General features: G+C 63.3%; 13 protein-coding genes and 1 pseudogene. 9 read left to right on the top strand and 5 right to left on the bottom strand.

Features of this window, described 5'->3' with window-relative positions; genetic code table 11:
- Window positions 1–19: 19 nt before the first annotated feature.
- Window positions 20–1,765 (bottom strand): N-acetylglutaminylglutamine synthetase, encoded by a 1,746-nt coding sequence (gene ngg / locus J2Y83_RS19675; protein WP_253397625.1) that lies wholly within the window; start codon window positions 1,763–1,765, stop codon window positions 20–22.
- 3 nt (window positions 1,766–1,768) lie between these two features.
- A complete protein-coding gene (locus J2Y83_RS19670) occupies window positions 1,769–3,541 on the bottom strand; it encodes an N-acetylglutaminylglutamine amidotransferase (RefSeq protein WP_253397623.1) in 1,773 nt (590 codons plus the stop codon).
- Window positions 3,542–3,850: 309 nt separating this feature from the next.
- Here J2Y83_RS19670 and J2Y83_RS19665 point away from each other — a divergent pair, with 309 nt between their 5' ends.
- Window positions 3,851–8,671 carry an NEL-type E3 ubiquitin ligase domain-containing protein gene (locus tag J2Y83_RS19665; RefSeq protein WP_253397620.1) on the top strand — a complete coding sequence of 1,607 codons (4,821 nt, stop codon included), beginning with the start codon at window positions 3,851–3,853 and terminating at the stop codon, window positions 8,669–8,671.
- On the opposite strand, the gene mnmC is transcribed toward J2Y83_RS19665, so the two are convergent.
- Window positions 8,666–10,651 (bottom strand): bifunctional tRNA (5-methylaminomethyl-2-thiouridine)(34)-methyltransferase MnmD/FAD-dependent 5-carboxymethylaminomethyl-2-thiouridine(34) oxidoreductase MnmC, encoded by a 1,986-nt coding sequence (gene mnmC, locus J2Y83_RS19660; RefSeq protein ID WP_253397618.1) that lies wholly within the window; start codon window positions 10,649–10,651, stop codon window positions 8,666–8,668. The two genes, J2Y83_RS19665 and mnmC, sit on opposite strands and share 6 nt — an antisense overlap.
- Before the next feature lie 141 nt (window positions 10,652–10,792).
- On the opposite strand from mnmC, the gene pap reads away from it, so the two are divergent.
- The 3 genes from pap (at window position 10,793) to J2Y83_RS19645 (ending at window position 14,699) form a co-directional block, all read left to right on the top strand.
- The gene (pap, locus tag J2Y83_RS19655) at window positions 10,793–12,310 is read left to right on the top strand and encodes a polyphosphate:AMP phosphotransferase (RefSeq protein ID WP_198717174.1); all 1,518 of its coding nucleotides are present in this window, start codon (window positions 10,793–10,795) and stop codon (window positions 12,308–12,310) included.
- A 92-nt stretch (window positions 12,311–12,402) separates the two neighbouring features.
- A complete protein-coding gene (locus J2Y83_RS19650; RefSeq protein ID WP_198717173.1) occupies window positions 12,403–13,587 on the top strand; it encodes a thiolase family protein in 1,185 nt (394 codons plus the stop codon).
- Window positions 13,588–13,742: 155 nt separating this feature from the next.
- Complete coding sequence (locus J2Y83_RS19645) at window positions 13,743–14,699, top strand: DMT family transporter (protein ID WP_198717172.1); 957 nt, start codon at window positions 13,743–13,745, stop codon at window positions 14,697–14,699.
- 479 nt (window positions 14,700–15,178) lie between these two features.
- Here J2Y83_RS19645 and J2Y83_RS19640 read toward each other — a convergent pair whose 3' ends face one another.
- A complete protein-coding gene (locus J2Y83_RS19640) occupies window positions 15,179–16,567 on the bottom strand; it encodes a class II fumarate hydratase (protein WP_198717589.1) in 1,389 nt (462 codons plus the stop codon).
- A 193-nt stretch (window positions 16,568–16,760) separates the two neighbouring features.
- Between J2Y83_RS19640 and J2Y83_RS19635 the strand changes: the two genes are divergently transcribed.
- Both J2Y83_RS19635 and J2Y83_RS19630 read left to right on the top strand, forming a co-directional pair.
- Window positions 16,761–17,279, top strand: coding sequence for a DUF2059 domain-containing protein (locus J2Y83_RS19635; protein WP_010567461.1), 519 nt, complete (start codon window positions 16,761–16,763; stop codon window positions 17,277–17,279).
- 6 nt (window positions 17,280–17,285) lie between these two features.
- Window positions 17,286–17,579: a BolA family protein gene (locus tag J2Y83_RS19630; RefSeq protein ID WP_198717590.1), complete on the top strand. Its 294-nt coding sequence runs from the start codon at window positions 17,286–17,288 to the stop codon at window positions 17,577–17,579.
- A gap of 17 nt (window positions 17,580–17,596) precedes the next feature.
- Here J2Y83_RS19630 and J2Y83_RS19625 read toward each other — a convergent pair.
- Window positions 17,597–17,719 (bottom strand): annotated as a pseudogene (locus J2Y83_RS19625) (outer membrane lipoprotein carrier protein LolA); the annotation flags it as partial.
- Window positions 17,720–17,805: 86 nt separating this feature from the next.
- Between J2Y83_RS19625 and trhO the strand changes: the two are divergent.
- Genes trhO through J2Y83_RS19610 form a run of 3 tightly spaced genes read left to right on the top strand, consistent with a single transcriptional unit; the run spans window position 17,806 to window position 21,196 of the window.
- The gene (trhO, locus tag J2Y83_RS19620; protein WP_198717591.1) at window positions 17,806–18,747 is read left to right on the top strand and encodes an oxygen-dependent tRNA uridine(34) hydroxylase TrhO; all 942 of its coding nucleotides are present in this window, start codon (window positions 17,806–17,808) and stop codon (window positions 18,745–18,747) included.
- A 3-nt stretch (window positions 18,748–18,750) separates the two neighbouring features.
- The gene (locus J2Y83_RS19615; RefSeq protein WP_253397616.1) at window positions 18,751–19,386 is read left to right on the top strand and encodes a DsbA family protein; all 636 of its coding nucleotides are present in this window, start codon (window positions 18,751–18,753) and stop codon (window positions 19,384–19,386) included.
- Window positions 19,379–21,196 (top strand): ABC transporter ATP-binding protein, encoded by a 1,818-nt coding sequence (locus J2Y83_RS19610; protein ID WP_253397614.1) that lies wholly within the window; start codon window positions 19,379–19,381, stop codon window positions 21,194–21,196. The genes J2Y83_RS19615 and J2Y83_RS19610 overlap by 8 nt, the downstream gene beginning before the upstream one ends.
- The last annotated feature ends 17 nt before the right edge of the window (window positions 21,197–21,213 follow it).

The raw sequence follows: 21,213 nt of genomic DNA, 5'->3' as shown, positions 1-21,213 counted from the left end.
GCTCCAGGCAATACATCTTTCAAGCGCTTGGCTGACTGTGCGGAAACAACAAATCCACAAACCGCTCCGCTGTCGGCTGCGGCTCATGATTGGCCAGCCCGGCCCGTTCGTTGGCTTCGATAAACACGTACTCCGCTTGATCGGCCGCCGGCACCATCAGGTCGAGGCCGACCATCGGGATGTCGAGGGCACGCGCGGCGCGCACGGCGGCGTCGACCAGCGTCGGATGGAGGATGCCGGTGACGTCTTCCAGGCAGCCGCCGGTGTGCAGGTTGGCGGTTCGGCGCACGGCCAACTGCACGCCGCTGGGCAGGATGCTGGAGTAGTCATAACCGGCTGCGTGCAGGGTGCGCTCGGTTTCGGCGTCCAGGGGGATTTTGCTTTCACCGTCGGTGGCGGCCTGGCGACGACGGCTTTGCGCCTCGATCAGGGCGCGGATGGAATGCTGGCCGTCACCGATCACTTCGGCCGGGCGGCGGATCGCTGCGGCGACTACTTCGAAGCCGATCACCAGGATGCGCAGGTCCAGGCCTTCGTGGAAACTTTCGAGCAAGACCCGGCTGTCGAACTGGCGCGCCGCTTCAATCGCCTGTTGCACCTCTTCGATGGTCTGCAGATCCACCGCCACGCCTTGGCCTTGTTCGCCATCGAGCGGTTTGACCACGATGCGCTGGTGTTCGTCGAGGAACTCCAGGTTGTCATCGGCGCTGCCTGCCTGTTGTTGCGCCGGCAGTTTCAACCCGGCGGCGTTGAGCACCTTGTGGGTCAGGCTTTTGTCCTGGCACAAGGTCATGCTGATGGCGCTGGTCAGGTCGCTCAACGATTCACGGCAGCGCACGCGTCGGCCGCCATGGCTGAGGGTGAACAGGCCGGCATCGGCGTCGTCCACGTGTACGTCGATGCCACGACGATGGGCTTCTTCGACGATGATCCGGGCGTAGGGGTTGAACCCCGCCTGCGGGCCAGGGCCGAGGAACAGCGGCTGGTTGATGCCGTTCTTGCGCTTGATCGCAAAGGTGGTCAAGGCACGAAAGCCGAGCTTGGCGTACAGGCTCTTGGCCTGGTGGTTGTCGTGCAGCACCGACAGGTCCAGGTAGCTCAGGCCACGGCTCATGAAGTGTTCCACCAGGTGGCGCACCAGCACTTCGCCGACGCCGGGGCGGGTGCAGTGTGGGTCGACCGCCAGGCACCACAGGCTGCAACCGTGTTCCGGGTCGTGGAAGGCTTTCTGATGGTTGAGGCCCATCACGCTGCCGATCACCGCGCCGCTGTCTTCGTCCTCGGCCAGCCAATACACCGGGCCGCCCGCGTGGCGGGGCGTCAGGCGTGCGGCGTCAACCGGCAGCATGCCGCGTCCCTGATAGAGCTGGTTGACCGCTTGCCAATCGGCCTCGGTCTGCACGCGGCGAATACGGAAGCCACGAAACACGCGGGTCGACGGACGATAGTCAGAGAACCACAAGCGCAACGTGTCGGACGGGTCGAGGAACAGTTGCTGCGGATCGATCCCCAGGATCTGCTGGGGCGCGGCCACGTACAGCGCGATGTCGCGCTCGCCGGCCTGCTCGTTGAGCAGCTCCTCGGCGAGGCTGGCCGGGTCGGGAAACGTGTGGCCGATCAACAACCGGCCCCAGCCGCAATGCACCGCGATCGGCTCGGCGGCCAGTGGGCTGCCGTCTTCGGCCAGGCGTGCTTGCAGGCGCTCGTAGGTTGGCGCCTGGCCCTTGAGCAAGCGTTGGCTGTAAGCCGCTGCGAGAGGTTTCATCGATCAGATTCCTTGTTCGCTGAGCCACAGGTTCAGCGCCGCCAGTTGCCACAGCTTGGAGCCGCGCAGCGGGGTGAGTTGACCGTGTGGGTCGGTGAGCAGGCGGTCGAGCATGGCCGGATTGAACAGGCCGCGGTCCTGGCTCGGGTCCAGCAGCAAATCGCGGACCCAGTTCAAGGTATCGCCCTGCAAATGCTTGAGGCCGGGCACCGGGAAGTAACCCTTCTTGCGGTCGATGACTTCACTCGGGATGACCCGACGCGCCGCTTCCTTGAGGACTTGCTTGCCGCCGTCGGGCAATTTGAATTTGCCCGGTACGCGGGCCGACAGTTCCACCAGGCGGTAGTCGAGAAACGGTGTGCGCGCTTCCAGGCCCCAGGCCATGGTCATGTTGTCGACGCGTTTGACCGGGTCGTCCACCAGCATCACCGTGCTGTCCAGGCGCAGGGCCTTGTCCACGGCGGCGTCCGCGCCCGGCATCGCGAAATGCTCGCGCACGAAGTCGCCGGCGGCGTCATTGGCGGTCAGCCATTTCGGCGCGACGGTGGCCGCGTAGTCGTCGTAGCTGCGGTCGAAAAACGCCTCGCGGTACGCCGCATACGGATCGCTGGCGCCGTCCACTGGCGGGTACCAGTGGTAGCCGGCGAACAGCTCGTCGGCGCCCTGGCCGCTTTGCACCACTTTGCAGTGCTTGGCCACTTCCCGCGACAGCAGGTAAAAGGCGATGCAGTCGTGGCTGACCATCGGCTCGCTCATGGCGCGGAACGCGGCCGGCAGTTGCTCGATGATCTCGCCCTCGGCGATGCGCAGTTGGTGGTGACGGGTGCCGTAGTGCTTGGCGATCAGGTCCGAGTACTGGAACTCGTCGCCGCGTTCGCCGCCGGCGTCTTCAAAACCGATGGAGAAGGTCGACAGGTCCTGCACGCCGACGTCCCGCAGCAGGCCGACGAGCAGGCTCGAGTCGACGCCGCCGGACAGCAGCACGCCCACATCCACGGCAGCGCGTTGGCGGATGGCCACGGCTGCGCGGGTGCTGTCGAGTACGCGGTCGGTCCAGTCTTCGAGGGTCAGGTGCTGCTCATCCTCACGCGGGCCGTAAGGCAGGGTCCACCAGGTTTTCTGCTCGGTGTTGCCGTGGGCGTCGATACGCATCCAACTGGCCGGCGGCAGTTTCTCGATGCCAGCCAGCAGCGTGCGCGGCGCGGGCACCACGGCGTGGAAGTTCAGGTAATGGTTGAGCGCCACCGGATCGAGGATCGGGTTGATATCGCCGCCCTTGAGCAGCGCCGGCAACGTCGAGGCAAAGCGCAGGCGCTGGCCGGTGCGCGACAGGTACAGTGGCTTCACGCCGAGACGGTCACGAGCAATAAACAGACGCTGGGCATCGCGCTCCCAGATGGCAAACGCAAACATGCCGTTGAGCTTGGGCAGCAGGGCTTCGCCCCAGGCGTGGTAGCCCTTGAGCAGCACCTCGGTGTCGCCGCCGGAATAGAAGGCGTAGCCCAAGGCTTCCAGCTCCTGGCGCAGTTCCGGGAAATTATAGATCGCGCCGTTGAAGGCCAGGGACAAACCCAACTGCGCGTCGACCATCGGTTGGGCAGAACCGTCCGACAGGTCCATGATTTTCAGGCGCCGATGGCCCAGGGCAATCGGCCCTTGGGCATGGAAGCCCCAGGCATCGGGGCCGCGTGGGGCCAAGTGATGGGTGATGCGCTCAATCGCAGCCAGGTCGGCAGGTTGGGCATCGAAACGTAGTTCTCCAGCTAATCCGCACATAAATTCCTTACCGGTTTTTCCGTTGGGGAGGTTCAACACTCAATACGCCCAAAGGGCGCGTACCCAGAAACTGACACGGGCAAATCAACGGAGTTTTAGAACAATCTGTTATAAGGCAAACAGCCTTGACTGCTCGGGCGCGACCCTGCGCCGCGCGTGGCGGCGGATTCGCGGGCGGTAAATAGGGCTGGTAAACATACAAATTTTGCGCGGTTTGGTGGGGCAACCGCCCCGGTTTTTGCGTCATTCGCCGCAGGCGTCGGGCTTATCGTTGAGCGTCATTACTCAACGCGATAAGGAAGGCTACCGATGGCCGAATCACAGGATTCAGCTCAAACCGCCGCGCCGGTGACGCAAGAACAAGTCACCGCCGCGCTGTTGGAGATCACCGCGGACTTGGACAAAGCCCAGGTGCTGCAAGAGACGTTGCCCGCCTGGTGGATAGACGCCGATAGCCAGACGCGCCAGGCCCTGCAAAACGCCCATGAACACAGCCAGCACCCTCACGAACGAGCGGCGCGCCTGTTGGCGCGGGTCAAACCGCTCAAGGTTTTTTGCGCCGAGCGGCTGAAGGCGTTTCTGGCGGGCAAGGGGCATGCGTCGTTGGATATCGAGCGCGACACGCTGGATGTGCCTCAGCGTTCTTTCAAAATGAAAGCCCCGGTCGGCCCGGCGATCGAGGTCATCAAGACTGAGCGACACAGCCTGCTGCAGGCGGCCATGCAGAACTTCCCGCAGGCGTTTGCCGAGCCCGGCGGGATGGAGCAGGGCTCGGTCATTCGTGCGGGGCAGGCGGTCATTGAAGGCCTCAGCGCCGAAACCTTCGTGGGCTACTGCCGGGAGCTGGACCTCGGTGCCGCCTATCAACGGCATCTGCGGGAGGTGTTCAATCTGCCGGCTTCGGGCAACTCAGCGGCGGCTGCGCGCAGTTACAACCCAACCGTCTCGACCCTGGGGCAAGCCAGGTGCATGGACATGCAGACCGATCTGCACCTCGCGTATGCCAAGGGCGATATCAGCCAGTCGACCTACACGGTGCTGCAGGCGCTGATCAAGGCGGATGCCCCCGCCGAGCAGATGCAGCATCTGCTGTTTCACGGTAAGCCGCTGGTCTGGCAGGGGCTGAATATCGGCGGGAGCTGCGTGTGGGGCGTGATGGTGTTGGCCCACGCCTCGACAGATGGTTTTTCCTCGGGCCCGGTGGTGCTGTACATGCCCAATGAACCGATACGCCCCTGGTACGAGTACCCGTCGCTGGATGACTTCAAACAGTACCTGACGCTCAAGCTCCAGGTGCAGACCTATCGGCGCTTCTTTACCGGCTACCTGGACGAGTCGGAACGCTTCGATTTTTTCCAGCGATTTGACCGTAGCCGAACCCTGGCGCGTCTGGAACCGGTGGCGGAGACGGGCAACCTGTCGAGGTTCTTTTTCAACGTCGGCACCGGCAAGCTGCTGCTCGACGCGCACCTGTTGGCGGTGCCCACGGCGCAGGCGGATGAAGACGCGCGCCGGAAGCGCCTGCAGAACTACCTGGACGCCGGCTTGACCGTGCTCAACGTCGCCGGTTTTGTGGTGCCGGGGTTGGGGGCCTTGATGATGGGGGTCGGCATCGGCCAGTTACTGGGCGAAGTGTTTGAGGGCACTGACGACTGGAATCATCGTGAAAAAGCCGAGGCGCTCGGGCATTTGGTCAACGTGGCTGAAAGCATCGCGGGGATGGCTCTGTTTGCGGCAGGTGCAAAGGTGTTCAGCGCAGCCAAGCGCCTGATCACCCGGCCGGTGGATTTTTTTGACAGCATGGAGGCCGTCAAGCGGCCCGACGACAGCACGGGGTTATGGCGGCGTCGGGCCCAGGCCTATCGTCAGCCCCCGGAAGTGATCGCCGGCAGCGTGGCCAACGGCGCGGGTGTGTATCAGGTCAACGGGAGGTTCTACGTCAAGATCGAAGGCGGGGTGTATTCGATGGTCTTCGACGCCGGCACCAAGCAGTGGCGCGCCCTGCACCCACAGCGCGGCGAGGCCTATCGTCCGGTGCTTGAGCACAATTCCATGGGCGGTTGGCGGTTTGAGTGGGAGCGGCCCGAAGAGTGGGAAAACCGGTCCTACATCATCAAGCGCTTGCATCCCGCGCTGGGTGCGCTGAGCGATGAGCGCTTGAACGAGATTGCGCACATTGCCGACCTGTCGTTGTCCGAGTTGCGCTACCTGGCGGCGGAAAACCTGCCATTGCCGGAGCGCTTCAGGGACGGTGTGGTGCGTTTCATACAAGAGCAAAAAGTGCGTGACCTGACCTGGCAGCTTGAACATCAGGCACAGTTGGATACCAGTACGGCACGCACCCAGATGTTCGCCTTGCCGCATATGGCCGATTGGCCCAGCGGGCGCTACTTCGAAGTGTTGAGCCGTGAGGGCAACCTGCTCGGGCGCTACCCGGACGTAGCCCCCTTCAATTATGAAGACATGAGCATCCACATCACCGAGCGACAGTTGGAAGACGGCGAGGTCATACCAACGCTGCTCGCCGCGCTGGACGCCGATGAAACCCAGACATTGCTCGGCGGCGTGGTTGAACCTGACGCGGCTGAGGCGACCTTGAAACGACGCTTGCTCGCCTCGCTCGATCTCACTCATCGGCAGGTGTGCGAGCAGCTGTATCAGGACGCCGAGGTGATCACTCACAGCGATCATGGCTTGCTCAAGTCGCGCTATCCGCGCTTGCCCAATCGCATCGCCTGGGAGCTGCTGTCCAGGACACCGAGCGTGGAACTCGGGCGGTTGCGTGAGTCCGGTCGGGTGCCGCTGGCGTTGGCGCAACAGACCCGCGAGGCGTTGCAACTGCTTGAAGAAGATCAGGCGTTCAGTGGTTTGTACTGGCCGCGCCAAGGCAGCGAAGCCACCCAGCGGCTGGCTGTCGGGCTGCTGGCGCGAGTGCCCGATTGGCCGCAGGCGATGTCGCTGCAAGTGCGCCGCGAAACGCTCACGGGCGAGCTGATTGCGCAACAGGGCGCGCCGGACGCGGCGTTGCGCCGCACCGTCGTGACAACGGCCCGGGGCTGTCAGGCATTTGATGGGCAAGGCAAGGCGTTGGCCCCGCTCGCTTCCGGCGAAGAGGGGTTTTACCAGGCCCTGACGGATACGTTGTCGACCGATCAACTGGCCACGCTGAAACTGACGAGCGCACAGCGCGGCGCGTTCTTGCGCCATGAGCTGCTGGCCAGGGCGCAAGCGGAGCGCAAGACGCTGGCGCGTTACCTCTGGCCGCAGCGCCCGCAGCCCAAGCCGGCGTTGGCATGCATTCAGGCGGTACGGCAAGATCCGCCGACGCAGCCGGCCGCGTTGATGCGCAAGGGGCGCAAGCTCTACCCCAAGCTCGACTCACGCCAGCTCGGCTGGTTGCTGCACGACCTGGGCCCGGATCACGTGTCGCGCGCCAAGGCGGTCAAAGGGCTGGAAGGCCAACTCAAGGTGCTGCTGCTGACGTTGAAGCGCTGGTATGACGACAAGGCGGCGACCAAAGGTATGTCCCGTTCTGCCCGGAAGGATTTTCGCTCGGCGCGCCAATCGGTCATGAAGTCCATTGAGCGCAGTTGGAAACGCAAGACGCTGCTGCCCAATGAGGAGGGGCAGGTATTTGGCCTGAAGTTGGACGGCATGGTGGCTGGCCCGTTGCCTCAGTTGCCTGCCGAAGTTGATTTCGCCCATGTTCGAGTGCTGTCGCTCAAGCACATGGCGCTCAACAATGACGTTGCGCAGTTCCTTGAGCACTTCAAGGGCCTGCAGACGCTCGACCTGATGGGCAACACACTGACCGACCTGCCGCAGACGCTGGAGCAGATGCCCGGGTTGCAGCGCTTGTACCTGAGCGACAACCAGTTGCAACTGACCGAGGCGTCCCGCACGACCCTGGCGGGCTTGACCGAACTGCGGCTACTGGACCTGAATAACAACCCGCTGCTGAACGCGCCGACGGTGGGGCGGATGTTGGATCTGCGCACATTGTTCCTCAATAGCTGCTCGCTCAGGGAACTGCCGGGCGGTCTGCGCAGGCCACCGTACCTGGAGACGGTGGACCTGCGTGGCAATCGAATCACGGCGTTGCCTCAATGGCTGGCCGATGTCCCGCGCGGGGTTGCGCGCACGCTTAACCTTGGGGGCAACCCCCTGGATGCTGCCAGTCGGCAGTTGCTGAGTCGCTACCGAAGCCGTGTCGGTGTGGGCATGGGCTTTCTGGAAGATGATATTGCCCGTATGACCGAGCAAAGGGCGCAGGAGCTCTGGTTGACGGACGTGGGCACGCTGTTCACCAGCAAACAGGCCACCTGGAGCGCGCTCAAGGCGGAACCGGGCTCCGATGGGCTGTTCCATCTACTGGCCGGGCTGGGGGGCGCCGCCGATACCAATACGGTCCGTGAGGACATGAGCCGGCGCGTGTGGTGGGTGCTGGAGTCGGCCGAACACGATGCCGCCTTGCGCCAGGAGGTCTTTGACCGCGCCGCCACGCCGCTCAATTGTGACGATGCCGCGGCCGCGAGTTTCAGCAATCTGGAGGTGCTGACGCATATTCACGAGGCCTCGAAAGCCGTCGAGGGCGGTCAGTTGACCGCCGAACCGCTGCTGCATTTAAGTCGGGGATTGTTTCGGCTCGACCGGCTTGAGCGTTTTGCCCGCAAGCACAGCGACGAACACCCCAGCGCCGACCCGCTGGAGGTGAGCCTGGCCTTTCGAAAAGGCTTGGCCGACACGTTTGACTTGCCGGGCCAACCCCGAGATATGCGTTTCGAGAGCTTGAGTGAGGTCAAACCCTTGCACTTGAGGGCTGCCGCTGACCAGGTGCGGGCGGCCGAGGAATCATCCGAGTTGTTGAATTACCTGGTCGAACTGCCGGTGTGGACCGGCTATTTGAAGAAGGCCAACAGTGTGTCGCTCGGGCGCTTGACCGCGCCGTTCGACGAACGGATGCAGGCGGTGTTTGATCAGGGCGAGACGTTGAGCGATACCGACTACCGCGAGCAGATGAACGTGATTTTGCAGGAGCGGAACCAGGTTGAGTCCGCCGAGATCCGGCGTCAGACCGTAGAGGCGCTCAAGCCCGGCGCGCTGACCGCCTGCCCGCTGCCGTTGTTATGACCCGCCCGTGCCGCGGATCAATGCACGCAAGGCAAATCGATTCGGATGGCAGGCGTCGGCCACGCTTTTGGGCAGCGGCAAGGGTTCATCGTCCAGCCAGGCCGCCAGCAATTCAGCGCACAGCGGCGCGGTCACCAGGCCGCGTGAGCCGTGGCCGCTGTTGATGTACACGCCGTCGAGCCACGGGCAGGCGGCCTCGGGGACCTGGCGGGCATCCTTGCGCAGCGCGGCATAGGCCTGGTCGAAGAGGGCGTGATCGGCCAGCGGCCCGACAATCGGCAAGTAGTCCGGGCTGGTGCAGCGGAACGCGGCGCGCCCTTCGAGTTGATCGGCGGCCAGTGTGTCGGCGTTCAAGCGGTGGGCCAGGTCGACGGAGATTTCCCGCAGCATCTCCAGGTTGCCGACATGCTCGGCGACTGTCGGCGCCAGGTCGTCACTCTTGAAGTCGAAGCTGGCACCCAGGGTGTGTTCGCCGAGGCGCGCCGGGGCCACATAGCCTTCGGCACAGACCACGGTGGCCAGCGCCTGGCTGTCTGGGGTTTGCGCCAGGCGGGTGATTTGCCCGCGAATGCGCTTGAGGGGCAGCTCGGCGCTGAACGGGAACCGCTTGATCTCGGCCGCGCCGGCCAGCACCACCACCGTGGCGCTGGCCAGCAGGGTGTCGCCGGCCAGGGCTTGCCATTGCCCGTCGACCCGTTGCAACTCAAGGGCCTCGTGATGCGTCAGCACGTTGATCAACGGGTGCCGGGCTTGCCATTCGCATAAGGCCGGCGGATGTACCCAGCCGCCCTCGGGGAAAAACAGCCCGCCGTGTTCCAGCGCCACACCGGCGCGCGCTTGGGCCTGGGCCTGGTCCAACGGATGCAGCAGGCCTGGGGCAAACGCCGCAGCCAACTGGGCCTGGCGCTCGGCTTCCTTGGCGTTGAACGCCAGTTGCAGCACGCCGCAACCGTCCCAGTCGACGCCTCGGTGCAGGTGTTCGAGCAGGCGCCGGGTGTGGCCGAACCCGCTCAAAATCAATTGCGAAAGGGCCGTGCCATGGGCCGACAACTTGAGGTACAGCACCCCTTGCGGGTTGCCCGAGGCTTCCTCGGCCAGGGTGGTGTGGCGCTCCAGCAGGCTGACGTTCCAGCCGCGCGCGGCGAGGCTGGCCGCCGTGGTGCAGCCGGCTAGGCCGCCGCCGATCACCAGGGCGCTGCGTTCGCCGTGCAGCGGCGCCAGGCGCGCGAACCACGGTTTGCTCGCGGCAGGCAACGGCGTCTCGGCCGGCCAACCGAGGAATTCACCGCGCAGGATTTCCCATTTATGCCCAATGCCCGGCGTGCGCTTCATCTTGAACCCGGCGGCATTGATCAGGCGTCGCACCCAGCCGGTGCTGGTGAAGGTGCTGATGGTCGACCCCGGGGCCGCCAGGCGTGCCAGTTCGGCAAACAGCTCGGCGGTCCACATGTCCGGGTTCTTCGCCGGGGCGAAACCGTCGAGAAACCACGCGTCGATCTGCGCATCCAACTGCGGCAACTGCTCCAGCGCATCGCCGATCAGCAGGGTCAAGGTCACGCGGCCGTTATCCAGCACCAGGCGCTGGAAGCCTGGGTGGATGGCGATGTACTGCGCCAGCAATTGCGCGGCGAACGGCTGCAGTTGCGGCCAGAGCAGCAGGGCGCGTTGCAGGTCGGCGTGGCTCAGCGGGTACTTTTCCACGCTGATAAAATGCAGGCGTGCGCCGGCCACCGCGTGTTGCTCGAACAGTTGCCAGGCGCAGAGAAAGTTCAGCCCGGTGCCGAACCCGGTTTCGCCGATCACCAGGCGCCCGCCCGCCGGCAAGGCCGCAAACCGTGCCTGCAAACGGTTCTGTTCGAGGAACACATAGCGGGTTTCTTCAAGGCCCGACTGGTCGGAAAAGTACACATCGTCGAAGACCCGCGAGTGCGGGCGACCTTGGTCATCCCAGTCGAGCTGGGCGTGGGTTACAGGGTTCATGGGCGACTCGGCAAAGGCAAGGCGGCCATTCTAGCCGATCAACCGGCAATGAATTGATCCATGGCAAGCGAGCGTGGAATTTCCTGCCGCGTGTTGCTGCCCAATCCGCTAGTCTTGAGCGATCTTGAAACGGAGCTGCTCATGTTCGAATCCGCTGAAATCGGTCATGCCATCGACAAAGACACTTATGACGCCGAAGTACCGGCCCTGCGCGAAGCCTTGCTGGAAGTGCAGTTCGAGCTGCAACAGCAGAAACGTTTCCCGGTGATCATCCTGATCAACGGCGTCGAAGGCGCTGGCAAGGGCGAGACGGTCAAGCTGCTCAACGAATGGATGGACCCGCGCCTGATCGAAGTGCGCACCTTCGACCAGCAGACCGACGAAGAGCTGGCCCATCCGCCAGCCTGGCGATACTGGCGGCAGTTGCCCGCGAAAGGCCGCATGGGGGTCTTCTTCGGCAACTGGTACAGCCAGATGCTGCAAAGCCGCGTGCAGGGCGATATCAAGGACGCGCGGCTCGATCAGGGCATCGCCGGCGCTGAGCGCCTGGAGAAGATGTTCTGCGACGAAGGCGCGGTGATCTTCAAGTTCTGGTTTCACCTGTCCAAGAAACAGATGAAAGCGCGGCTCAAGGCCCTGGCCGACGACCCGCTGCACAGTTGGCGGATCAGCCCGCTGGACTGGCAGCAGTCCAAGACCTATGACAAGTTCGTCCACTTCGGCGAACGCATCCTGCGCCGCACCAGCCGCGACTACGCGCCCTGGCATGTGATCGAAGGGGTCGACAGCAATTATCGCAGCCTCACGGTGGGCAAGATTCTGCTCGAAGGCCTGCAAAACGCCCTGAGGCAGCCCAAGGGCAAAGTCAGCGGCATGAACCCGGCGCCGTTGCCGGCGGCCGTGGATCAAGTGAGCCTGCTCAACAGTCTGGACATGACCCTGAGCCTGGAAAAAGACGATTACGAAGAGCAATTGATCACCGAGCAGGCGCGTCTTTCCGGCCTGATGCGCGATAAGCGCATGCGCAAGCACGCGTTGATCACGGTCTTCGAAGGCAACGATGCGGCCGGCAAAGGGGGCGCGATCCGCCGGGTCGCCGCGGCCCTCGACCCTCGCCAGTACCGAATCGTGCCGATCGCCGCGCCCACTGAAGACGAACGCGCGCAGCCTTACCTGTGGCGCTTCTGGCGGCAGATTCCGGCGCGGGGCATGTTCACCGTGTTTGACCGTTCCTGGTACGGCCGGGTGCTGGTGGAGCGCATCGAAGGCTTCTGCACGCCGATGGACTCGATGCGCGCCTATGGCGAGATCAACGATTTCGAAGAGCAACTGCGCGATGCCGGGGTGATCGTGGTCAAGTTCTGGCTGGCCATCGACAAGCAGACCCAACTGGAGCGCTTCCAGGCCCGCGAAGCGATCCCGTTCAAACGCTTCAAGATCACCGACGACGACTGGCGCAACCGCGATAAGTGGGATCAATACCGTGCCGCCGTGGGCGATATGGTCGACCGCACCAGCACCGAGGTTTCACCGTGGACCCTGGTCGAAGCCAATGACAAGCGCTGGGCGCGGGTCAAGGTGTTGCGCACCATCAACCTGGCGCTGGAAGAGGCGTTCGCCAAGTCCGACAAGCACGACCAGAAAGGCAAGAAGAAGTAGGCCTATAGACGGGGTGAATGATCGTCGCGGTTGGGCAGGCCTGGATCTATCCTCGGTCCATCTCCCAACAACGACAAGATCGAGGTAGCCCCATGCGTGAAGTAGTGATCGTCGACAGCGTGCGAACCGGCCTGGCCAAATCCTTTCGCGGCAAGTTCAACCAGACCCGGCCGGATGACATGGCGGCCCATTGCGTCAACGCGCTGCTGACGCGCAATGGCATCGACCCGGCGACGGTGGAGGATTGCATCGTCGGCGCGGGCTCCAACGAGGGCGCCCAGGGCTACAACATCGGGCGCAACGTCGCGGTGCTGTCGCAACTGGGCACCGGCACGGCAGGGATGACCCTCAACCGTTTCTGTTCCTCGGGCTTGCAGGCGATTGCCATCGCGGCCAATCAGATCGCCTCGGGCTGCAGCGATATCATTGTCGCCGGCGGCGTCGAGTCCATCAGCCTGACCATGAAAAGCGTCAACACCGACAACCTGATCAACCCGCTGCTCAAAGAACAGGTGCCGGGCCTCTATTTTCCCATGGGCCAGACCGCCGAAATCGTCGCGCGCCGCTATCACGTCAGCCGCGAGGACCAGGACCGGTATGCCCTGCAAAGCCAGCAACGCACCGCCCAGGCCCAGGCCGATGGTTTGTTCAACGATGAAATCGTGCCGATGGCGGTCAAGTACGCCGTCGAGGACAAGAACAGCGGCGCGGTGCAGGTGCTCGACGGTGTGGTCGACCGTGACGACTGCAATCGCCCGGACACCACCCTGGCCAGTCTCCAGGGTTTGAAACCGGTGTTTGCCGAAGACGGTTCGGTGACGGCGGGCAACTCTTCGCAATTGTCCGACGGCGCCTCGATGACACTGGTGATGAGCCTGGACAAAGCCCTGGCGCTGGGGCTCAAGCCCAGGGCGTTTTTCCGTGGCTTTGCCGTGGCCGGTTGCGAGCCGGATGAGATGGGCATCGGCCCGGTGTTCTCGGTGCCCAAGTTGCTCAAGGCCAAGGGCTTGCAGGTGGCGGATATCGACCTGTGGGAACTCAACGAAGCGTTCGCCTCCCAATGCCTGTATGCGCGCGACCGCCTGGAAATCGACAATGCCAAATACAATGTCAACGGCGGCTCGATCTCCATCGGCCATCCGTTCGGCATGACCGGCTCGCGGCAAGTCGGGCACCTGGTGCGTGAGTTGCAGCGGCGTAATCTGCGCTATGGCGTCGTCACTATGTGCGTGGGCGGCGGCATGGGGGCGACCGGGCTGTTCGAAGCTGTGCGCTGAGTCCGTTGTGGGGCTGGCTTGCCTGCGATAACGGGTGTTTGGCTGACACTCCGTTATCGCGGGCAAGCCAGCCCACATTTGAATGGCGGCGTATCCCAATCGGTGTCCTTGCCCCTAGAATGCCTGTTCCACTTCCTCTGGCTTCTGGGGCGCGCATGCACATCTCTTCCGGCCGCTGGGTCTACGGCTTTTGCTTGACCCTGCTGACCGCGCTGCTCTGGGGCATTCTCCCGATCAAACTCAAGCAAGTGCTGCAAGTGATGGACCCGATTACCGTCACCTGGTTTCGCCTGACGGTCGCGGGCAGTTGCCTGTTCGTCTATCTCGCCGCCGTCAAGCGGTTGCCCAGCGTGCGCGTGCTCGGGCCGCGCGGCGGTTGGCTGGTCGCAATGGCCGTGTGCGGCCTGGTGGGCAACTACGTGCTGTACCTGGTAGGCCTGAACATGCTCAGCCCCGGCACGGCGCAACTGGTGGTGCAGATGGGGCCGATCTTCCTGATGGTCGCCAGCGTGTTTGTATTTAAAGAACGCTTCAGCCTGGGCCAGGTGCTGGGCCTGGTGGCGCTGCTCATCGGCTTTGGCCTGTTCTTCAACCAGCGTCTGGTGGAGTTGCTGACGTCCTTGGGCACTTACACCGCCGGGGTGCTGACGATCCTGCTCGCCACGACGATCTGGGTGTTCTACGCCCTGGGCCAGAAACAATTGCTGACGGTGTGGAATTCGTTGCAGGTGATGATGGTGATCTATCTGTCGTGTGCTGTGTTGCTCACGCCTTGGGCGCATCCGCTGGAGGCCCTGCAACTGAGCCCGGTGCAAGGCTGGCTGCTGCTGGCGTGCTGCATGAACACGCTGGTGGCCTATGGCGCATTTGCCGAGGCCCTGGCCCATTGGGAAGCCTCGCGGGTGAGTGCGACCCTGGCGCTGACGCCGTTGGTGACGTTTGTGGCAGTGGCCTTGGCGGCGTGGTGGTGGCCGGATTTTGTGCAGGCTGAACAGATCAATGCGCTGGGGTATGTGGGGGCGTTGGTGGTGGTGTTGGGGTCGGCGATGGTGGCGTTGGCGCCGTCGTTGTTTGCGGGGCTCAAGGCGCGGCGGGCGCGGTTGGCGTCTTGATTGGCCCAGGTGTTTTTATCGGGTGTACGCGGGCCTAAGTGTGGGAGGGGGGCTTGCGGATACATATCCAACAGGTTCACCTCGTTCCAAATGTGGGAGGGGGCTTGCCCCCGATGGCGGCCTCTGGGCCGACCATGTTCTTTCGGTTGACCGGGTACATATCCGTTCCTGCGGTAATGGCCGCTATGGGTTCCGCCCTTACGGCGGCTCACTTTTGAAAAGCGCAAAAGTAAGCAAAACGCTCTTGCCCCACCACTCGGCACCTCGCCTAGGCTCGGTGTGCCCGAACGCAGGCTTGAATCCGTGGGCCGCCGTCATGGGCCATCCCTGGCCCAGGACGGCTAACCCGGCGTCCTGCCGGGTTACCCACGGATTCAAACCTGCGTTCGGCCAGCGTGGTTTTACGGGGCGCCTAAGATCAAGATCAAAAGCAGATCAAGAGCAAGAGCAAGAGCAAAGCAAAAGCACGTGCTATGCGCTTATTGTCCGGCCTCCAGCATGTTTTCCGGGCGTACCCATTGGTCGAACTGTTCGTCGGTCAGGTAGCCCAGATCCAGCGCGGCTTCCCTGAGGGTCAGGCCTTCGGCGTAAGCCTTCTTGGCGATCTGCGCCGACTTGTCGTAGCCGATGTGCGGGTTGAGCGCGGTCACCAGCATCAGCCCGCGTTCCAGGTGCGCGGCCATTTGTTCGGCGTCGGGTTCGAGGCCGGCGATGCAGTGTTCCTGGAAATTGTTGCAGCCATCGGCCAGCAAGCGGATCGATTCCAGCAGGTTGTGGATGATCACCGGTTTGTACACGTTCAACTGCAAATGTCCCTGGCTGGCGGCAATGCCGATGGTTACGTCGTTGCCCAGGACCTGGCAGGCGAGCATCGACAGCGCTTCGCACTGGGTCGGGTTAACCTTGCCGGGCATGATCGAGCTGCCCGGTTCGTTGGCCGGCAGTTTGACTTCCGCCAGCCCGGCGCGCGGGCCGGACCCCAGCAGGCGCAGGTCGTTGGCGATTTTCATCAGGGCCACGGCCAGGGTTTTCAGGGCGCCGTGCAGGGTCACCAGCGGTTCGTGGCCGGAGAGGGCGGCGAATTTGTTGGGTGCGGTCACGAACGGCAGGCCCGACAAGGCCGCCAGCTCGGCGGCAATCGCCTCGCCAAAGCCGTGGGGTGAATTGAGCCCGGTGCCGACGGCGGTGCCGCCCTGGGCCAGCTCGCACACCTGGGGCAGGGCGCTGCGGATCGCGCGTTCGGCGTAATCGAGCTGGGCGATGAACGCCGAGAGTTCCTGGCCAAAGGTGATCGGCGTGGCATCCATCATATGGGTGCGACCGGTCTTCACCAGCTTCATATGGCGTGCCGACAATTCCGCCAGCCCGCCGGACAGGTGGGTAATCGCGGGCAGCAGTTGCTGGTTGACCGCCTGCACCGCCGCGATGCTCATGGCGGTGGGGAAGCAGTCGTTGGAGCTCTGTGAGCGGTTCACATGATCGTTCGGATGCACCGGGCTCTTGCCGCCGCGGGCCTTGCCCGACAGCTCGTTGGCGCGCCCGGCGATCACTTCGTTGGCGTTCATGTTGCTCTGGGTGCCGCTGCCGGTCTGCCACACCACCAGTGGGAACTGGTCGTCATGCTGCCCGTCGAGCACTTCGTCGGCGGCCTGCTCGATCAGGCGAGCGATGTCGGCGGGCAGGTCGCCATTGCGACTGTTGACCCGCGCCGCGGATTTCTTGATCAGGGCCAGGGCGTGCAGTACCGCCAGGGGCATGCGCTGCTCGCCGATGGCGAAGTTCACCAGTGAGCGTTGGGTCTGCGCACCCCAGTAAGCGTCATCCGGGACTTGGACTTCTCCCAGGCTGTCGGTTTCGATACGGCTCATCGGGCACACTCCTTCAGGTTCGTTTGCGCAGTTTAGGCCGTGATCGACCCAGTGGGTTCCCTAAAAGACTTCTCATCGGATTCATCCACCGCAAATCCAGGCCCGACAGGGCCTGGGGTTGAGCCGCGAGGTTTTTTAGGCGCAGAATGGGCGCCCTTGGGGTCTGACCTCGCCTGCTAGAAAAGGAAACTCGATGACTCGTCTTCGTGCCATCTGTACCGCGGTTGCTCTGGTTTGCGCCAGCGGCCAGGTTTTTGCCGATACCGCCAGCCACAACGCCAGTGCCGAAGCCTTCCTTACCCTGGCCCACGCTGACAAGCTGGGGACCCCGGTGTACATGCAAGTGCAGCAAATGTTCGCCCAGCGTTTCGAACAGACCAAAGCGCCGGCCGCCAAGCAGTCCGTACTGGACAGCTACCAGGCCAAGGCCAATGCCGCCCTGGACCAAGCCATCGGCTGGCCAAAACTGAAACCGGACATGGTCAAGCTCTACACCAGCAACTTCAGCGAATCCGAGCTCAAGGACCTGGTTGCGTTCTACCAGTCTCCACTGGGTAAGAAAGTCCTGGAAAAAATGCCGCAGTTGACCCAGCAATCGGCCCAGATGACCCAGGCCAAGCTGGAAAGCGCCGTGCCGGTGGTGAACAAGCTGTTGGAAGACATGACCAACGAGCTGACACCTAAAGCCGCCGCTCCGGCCAAGAAGAAGTAAGCAGGAATGACCATGCAACAGCGTATCGAAACGGCGCTTGCCGCCCTGGGCCCGGACCACTTGAGCGTGCTGGACGAAAGCCACATGCACAGCCGTGGGTTGCAGACCCACTTCAAGGCCGTGCTGGTCAGCCAGCAGTTCGAAGGGCTTAACCGCGTCAAGCGCCACCAGAAGGTCTACGCCACCCTGGGTGACCTGATGAGCGAGTTTCACGCGCTGGCGCTGCATACCTACACGCCTGAAGAATGGGCGAAAATCGACGCAGCCCCGGCCTCGCCGACCTGCGCCGGCGGCCATTGACGGGTTGATGTTGAATCTACTGTAGGAGCGAGCTTGCTCGCGAAAAAACTCAGAGCGCCGCTGGGCGTCAGGTTATCCGTGTCATCGTTCACGACCTTCGCGAGCAAGCTCGCTCCTACAGTTAACGGTTCATCCCTGATAGAATCCGCAACGCGCCGCTTAGCCGGCGCGTTTTTTTTGCATCCGGTTCACCCCTTACGAGGGTAGCCACCTGGAGAGAACACCCATGACTCAACCGATTGTCGTGGCGGCACTGTATAAGTTCGTCACCCTCGAAGATTACGTCGCCCTGCGCGAGCCCTTGCTGCAGGCGATGGTCGACAACGGCATCAAAGGCACCTTGCTGATCGCCGAAGAAGGCATCAACGGCACCGTTTCCGGTAGCCGCGAAGGCATTGATGGCCTGATGGCCTGGCTGAAGAACGACCCGCGCATGGTCGATATCGACCACAAAGAGTCGTACTGCGACGAGCAGCCGTTCTATCGCACCAAGGTCAAGCTCAAGAAAGAGATCGTGACCCTGGGCGTCGAAGGCGTCGACCCGAACAAAAAAGTCGGCACCTACGTCGACCCGCAGGACTGGAACGCGCTGATCAGCGACCCGCAAGTGCTGCTGATCGACACCCGCAACGACTACGAAGTGTCCATCGGCACCTTTGAAGGCGCGATCGACCCGAAAACCACCAGTTTTCGCGAATTTCCCGACTACATCAAAGCCAACTTCGACCCGGCCAAGCACAAGAAAGTCGCCATGTTCTGCACCGGCGGCATTCGTTGCGAGAAGGCTTCCAGCTATATGCTCAGCGAAGGCTTCGATGAGGTTTACCACCTCAAGGGCGGCATCCTGAAGTACCTCGAAGAGGTGCCGCAGGCCGAGACCAAATGGCAGGGCGACTGCTTTGTGTTCGACAACCGTGTGACCGTGCGCCACGACTTGAGCGAAGGTGACTACGATCAATGTCATGCCTGCCGCACACCGGTTAGTGTGGAAGATCGTGCATCCGAGCACTACGTGGCGGGCATCAGTTGTCCACATTGCTGGGATAAGCTACCGGAGAAAACCCGTCGCAGCGCGATCGACCGGCAAAAGCAGATTGAACTGGCCAAGGCCCGCAATATGCCGCACCCGATTGGCTTCAACTACAAGCAAACCCCTTCCGAGGCCTGAGCCATGTCTGCGCGCCTGCTCTATGTGATGGACCCGATGTGTTCCTGGTGCTGGGGCTTTGCCCCGGTGGCCGAGGCGTTGGTCGAGCAGGCCAAGGCGGCCGGTGTGGAGCTGCACCTGGTGGTGGGCGGCTTGCGCACCGGCAGTGGCGCGGCGCTGGAGCCGACGACACGGCGCTACATCCTGGAACACTGGCAGGCGGTCACCGACGCCACCGGCCAGACGTTCAAGCGTGACGGCGCGCTGCCTGACGGTTTTGTCTACGACACTGAGCCGGCGTGCCGCGCCATCGTCACCGCGCGCAGCCTGGCGCCGGATTGCGCGTGGAAGCTGCTGGGGCTGATCCAGCATGCGTTTTATGTCGAGGGGCGCGACGTGACCCTCGCCAGTGTTCTGGTGGAGCTGGCTGAAAAAGCCGGCATACCGCGCATTGAGTTCGCCGGGGCGTTTGACCGTGCCGAACAGCACGCCGCCACCGCCGCCGATTTCACCTGGGTGCAGGATTTGGGGATCGCCGGTTTTCCGACGCTGCTGGCTGAGCGCAATGGCCAGTTGGCTTTGCTGACCAACGGCTACCAGCCGCTGTCCGCGCTGTCGCCGCTGCTCGCCCGCTGGCTGGAGCGAGCTGCCTGTGCCTGATCAGCCTGACGCAGAGCCCACCCATCACGTCGATCGACTGACCTGGGCGGAAATACGCCGCCTGGCCTTGCGTCACAAAAAATCCCTATGGGTCGCCAATGGCGTCGCCGTGCTGGCGACCCTGTGCAGCGTGCCCATCCCCCTGCTGTTGCCCCTGCTGGTTGATGAAGTGCTGCTGGGCCATGGCGATGCCGCGCTCAAGGTGATGAACCACGCGCTGCCCCTGGGCTGGCAGAAAGCTGCCGGTTATATCGGCCTGATGCTGCTGGTGACCCTGACCCTGCGCTGCGCTGCGCTGGTGTTCAACGTGGTGCAGGCGCGCTTGTTTGCGCGGCTGGCCAAGGACATCGTCTACCGCATCCGCGTGCGCCTGATCGAGCGGCTCAAGCGTATTTCCCTCGGCGAATACGAAAGCCTCGGCAGCGGCACCGTCACCACGCACCTGGTCACCGACCTGGATACGCTGGACAAATTCGTCGGCGAAACCCTCAGCCGTTTCCTGGTGGCCATGCTGACCTTGGTCGGCACCTCGGCGATTTTGATGTGGATGCACTGGCAACTGGCATTGCTGATCCTGCTGTTCAACCCGCTGGTGATCTATGCCACGGTGCAGTTGGGCAAGCGCGTCAAGCACCTGAAGAAACTGGAAAACGACAGCACCTCGCGCTTCACTCAGGCGTTGACCGAAACCCTCGACGCCATCCAGGAGGTCCGTGCGGGCAATCGCCAGGGCTTTTTCCTCGGCCGCCTCGGCCAGCGGGCCCGGGAAGTGCGTGACTATGCCATTCACTCCCAGTGGAAAACCGACGCCTCCAGCCGCGCCAGCGGTTTGCTGTTCCAGTTCGGCATCGACATTTTTCGCGCGGCGGCCATGCTCACCGTGCTGTTTTCCGATCTGTCCATCGGCCAGATGCTCGCCGTGTTCAGCTACCTGTGGTTCATGATCGGCCCGGTGGAGCAGTTGCTGAACCTGCAATACGCCTACTACGCCGCGGGCGGGGCGCTGACGCGGATCAACGAGCTGCTCGCCCGTGCCGATGAGCCGCAATATGCCGGCGGCGCAGACCCGTTCACCGGGCGCGAAACGGTCGGCATTGACGTGCGTGGCCTGACGTTCGGCTATGGCGAAGAGCGGGTGCTCGACCAGTTGAACCTCAGCATCGAACCCGGTGAGAAGGTGGCGATTGTCGGCGCCAGCGGCGGTGGCAAAAGTACCCTGGTGCAACTGCTGCTGGGGTTGTACACACCGCAGGCGGGCAGTATTCGTTTTGGCGGTGCAACCCAGCAGGAAATCGGCCTGGAGACCATCCGCGAGCACGTCGCGGTGGTACTGCAACACCCCGCGCTGTTCAACGATACCGTGCGTGCCAACCTGACCATGGGCCGCAATCGCAGTGACCAGGCCTGTTGGCAGGCGCTGGAAATCGCCCAGTTGGACGCGACCGTCAAGGCCTTGCCACTGGGCCTGGACAGTGTGGTGGGGCGCTCCGGCGTGCGCTTTTCCGGCGGCCAGCGCCAACGCCTGGCGATTGCGCGCATGGTCTTGGCCGAGCCCAAGGTGGTGATCCTGGACGAGGCGACCTCGGCCCTGGACGCTGCCACCGAGTACAACCTGCACCAGGCGCTGGCGCGGTTTCTCAGTGGGCGCACTACACTGATCATTGCTCATCGACTCTCGGCGGTGAAACAAGCTGATCGGGTACTGGTGTTCGACGGTGGGCATATCGCCGAGGACGGTGACCATCAGCAACTGATCGCTGATGGCGGCCTATACGCCAAACTTTACGGACACTTGCAACAAGTGCGTTGATTTAGCCTACGCTGTGC

It is taken from the genome of Pseudomonas marginalis, from assembly GCF_024169655.1.
Classification (GTDB): Bacteria; Pseudomonadota; Gammaproteobacteria; order Pseudomonadales; family Pseudomonadaceae; genus Aquipseudomonas; species Aquipseudomonas paraveronii.
Note: the sequence above shows the minus strand (reverse complement) of the source record. Positions and strands in the feature narration are given on the sequence as shown.

Bases quoted from the DNA above. Each gene is read 5' to 3' on its own strand.
- ngg (WP_253397625.1), bottom strand. From the start codon at position 1,765: ATGAAACCTCTCGCAGCGGCTTACAGCCAACGCTTGCTCAAGGGCCAG.
- J2Y83_RS19670 (WP_253397623.1), bottom strand. From the start codon at position 3,541: ATGTGCGGATTAGCTGGAGAACTACGTTTCGATGCCCAACCTGCCGAC.
- J2Y83_RS19665 (WP_253397620.1), top strand. From the start codon at position 3,851: ATGGCCGAATCACAGGATTCAGCTCAAACCGCCGCGCCGGTGACGCAA.
- mnmC (WP_253397618.1), bottom strand. From the start codon at position 10,651: ATGAACCCTGTAACCCACGCCCAGCTCGACTGGGATGACCAAGGTCGC.
- pap (WP_198717174.1), top strand. From the start codon at position 10,793: ATGTTCGAATCCGCTGAAATCGGTCATGCCATCGACAAAGACACTTAT.
- J2Y83_RS19650 (WP_198717173.1), top strand. From the start codon at position 12,403: ATGCGTGAAGTAGTGATCGTCGACAGCGTGCGAACCGGCCTGGCCAAA.
- J2Y83_RS19645 (WP_198717172.1), top strand. From the start codon at position 13,743: ATGCACATCTCTTCCGGCCGCTGGGTCTACGGCTTTTGCTTGACCCTG.
- J2Y83_RS19640 (WP_198717589.1), bottom strand. From the start codon at position 16,567: ATGAGCCGTATCGAAACCGACAGCCTGGGAGAAGTCCAAGTCCCGGAT.
- J2Y83_RS19635 (WP_010567461.1), top strand. From the start codon at position 16,761: ATGACTCGTCTTCGTGCCATCTGTACCGCGGTTGCTCTGGTTTGCGCC.
- J2Y83_RS19630 (WP_198717590.1), top strand. From the start codon at position 17,286: ATGACCATGCAACAGCGTATCGAAACGGCGCTTGCCGCCCTGGGCCCG.
- trhO (WP_198717591.1), top strand. From the start codon at position 17,806: ATGACTCAACCGATTGTCGTGGCGGCACTGTATAAGTTCGTCACCCTC.
- J2Y83_RS19615 (WP_253397616.1), top strand. From the start codon at position 18,751: ATGTCTGCGCGCCTGCTCTATGTGATGGACCCGATGTGTTCCTGGTGC.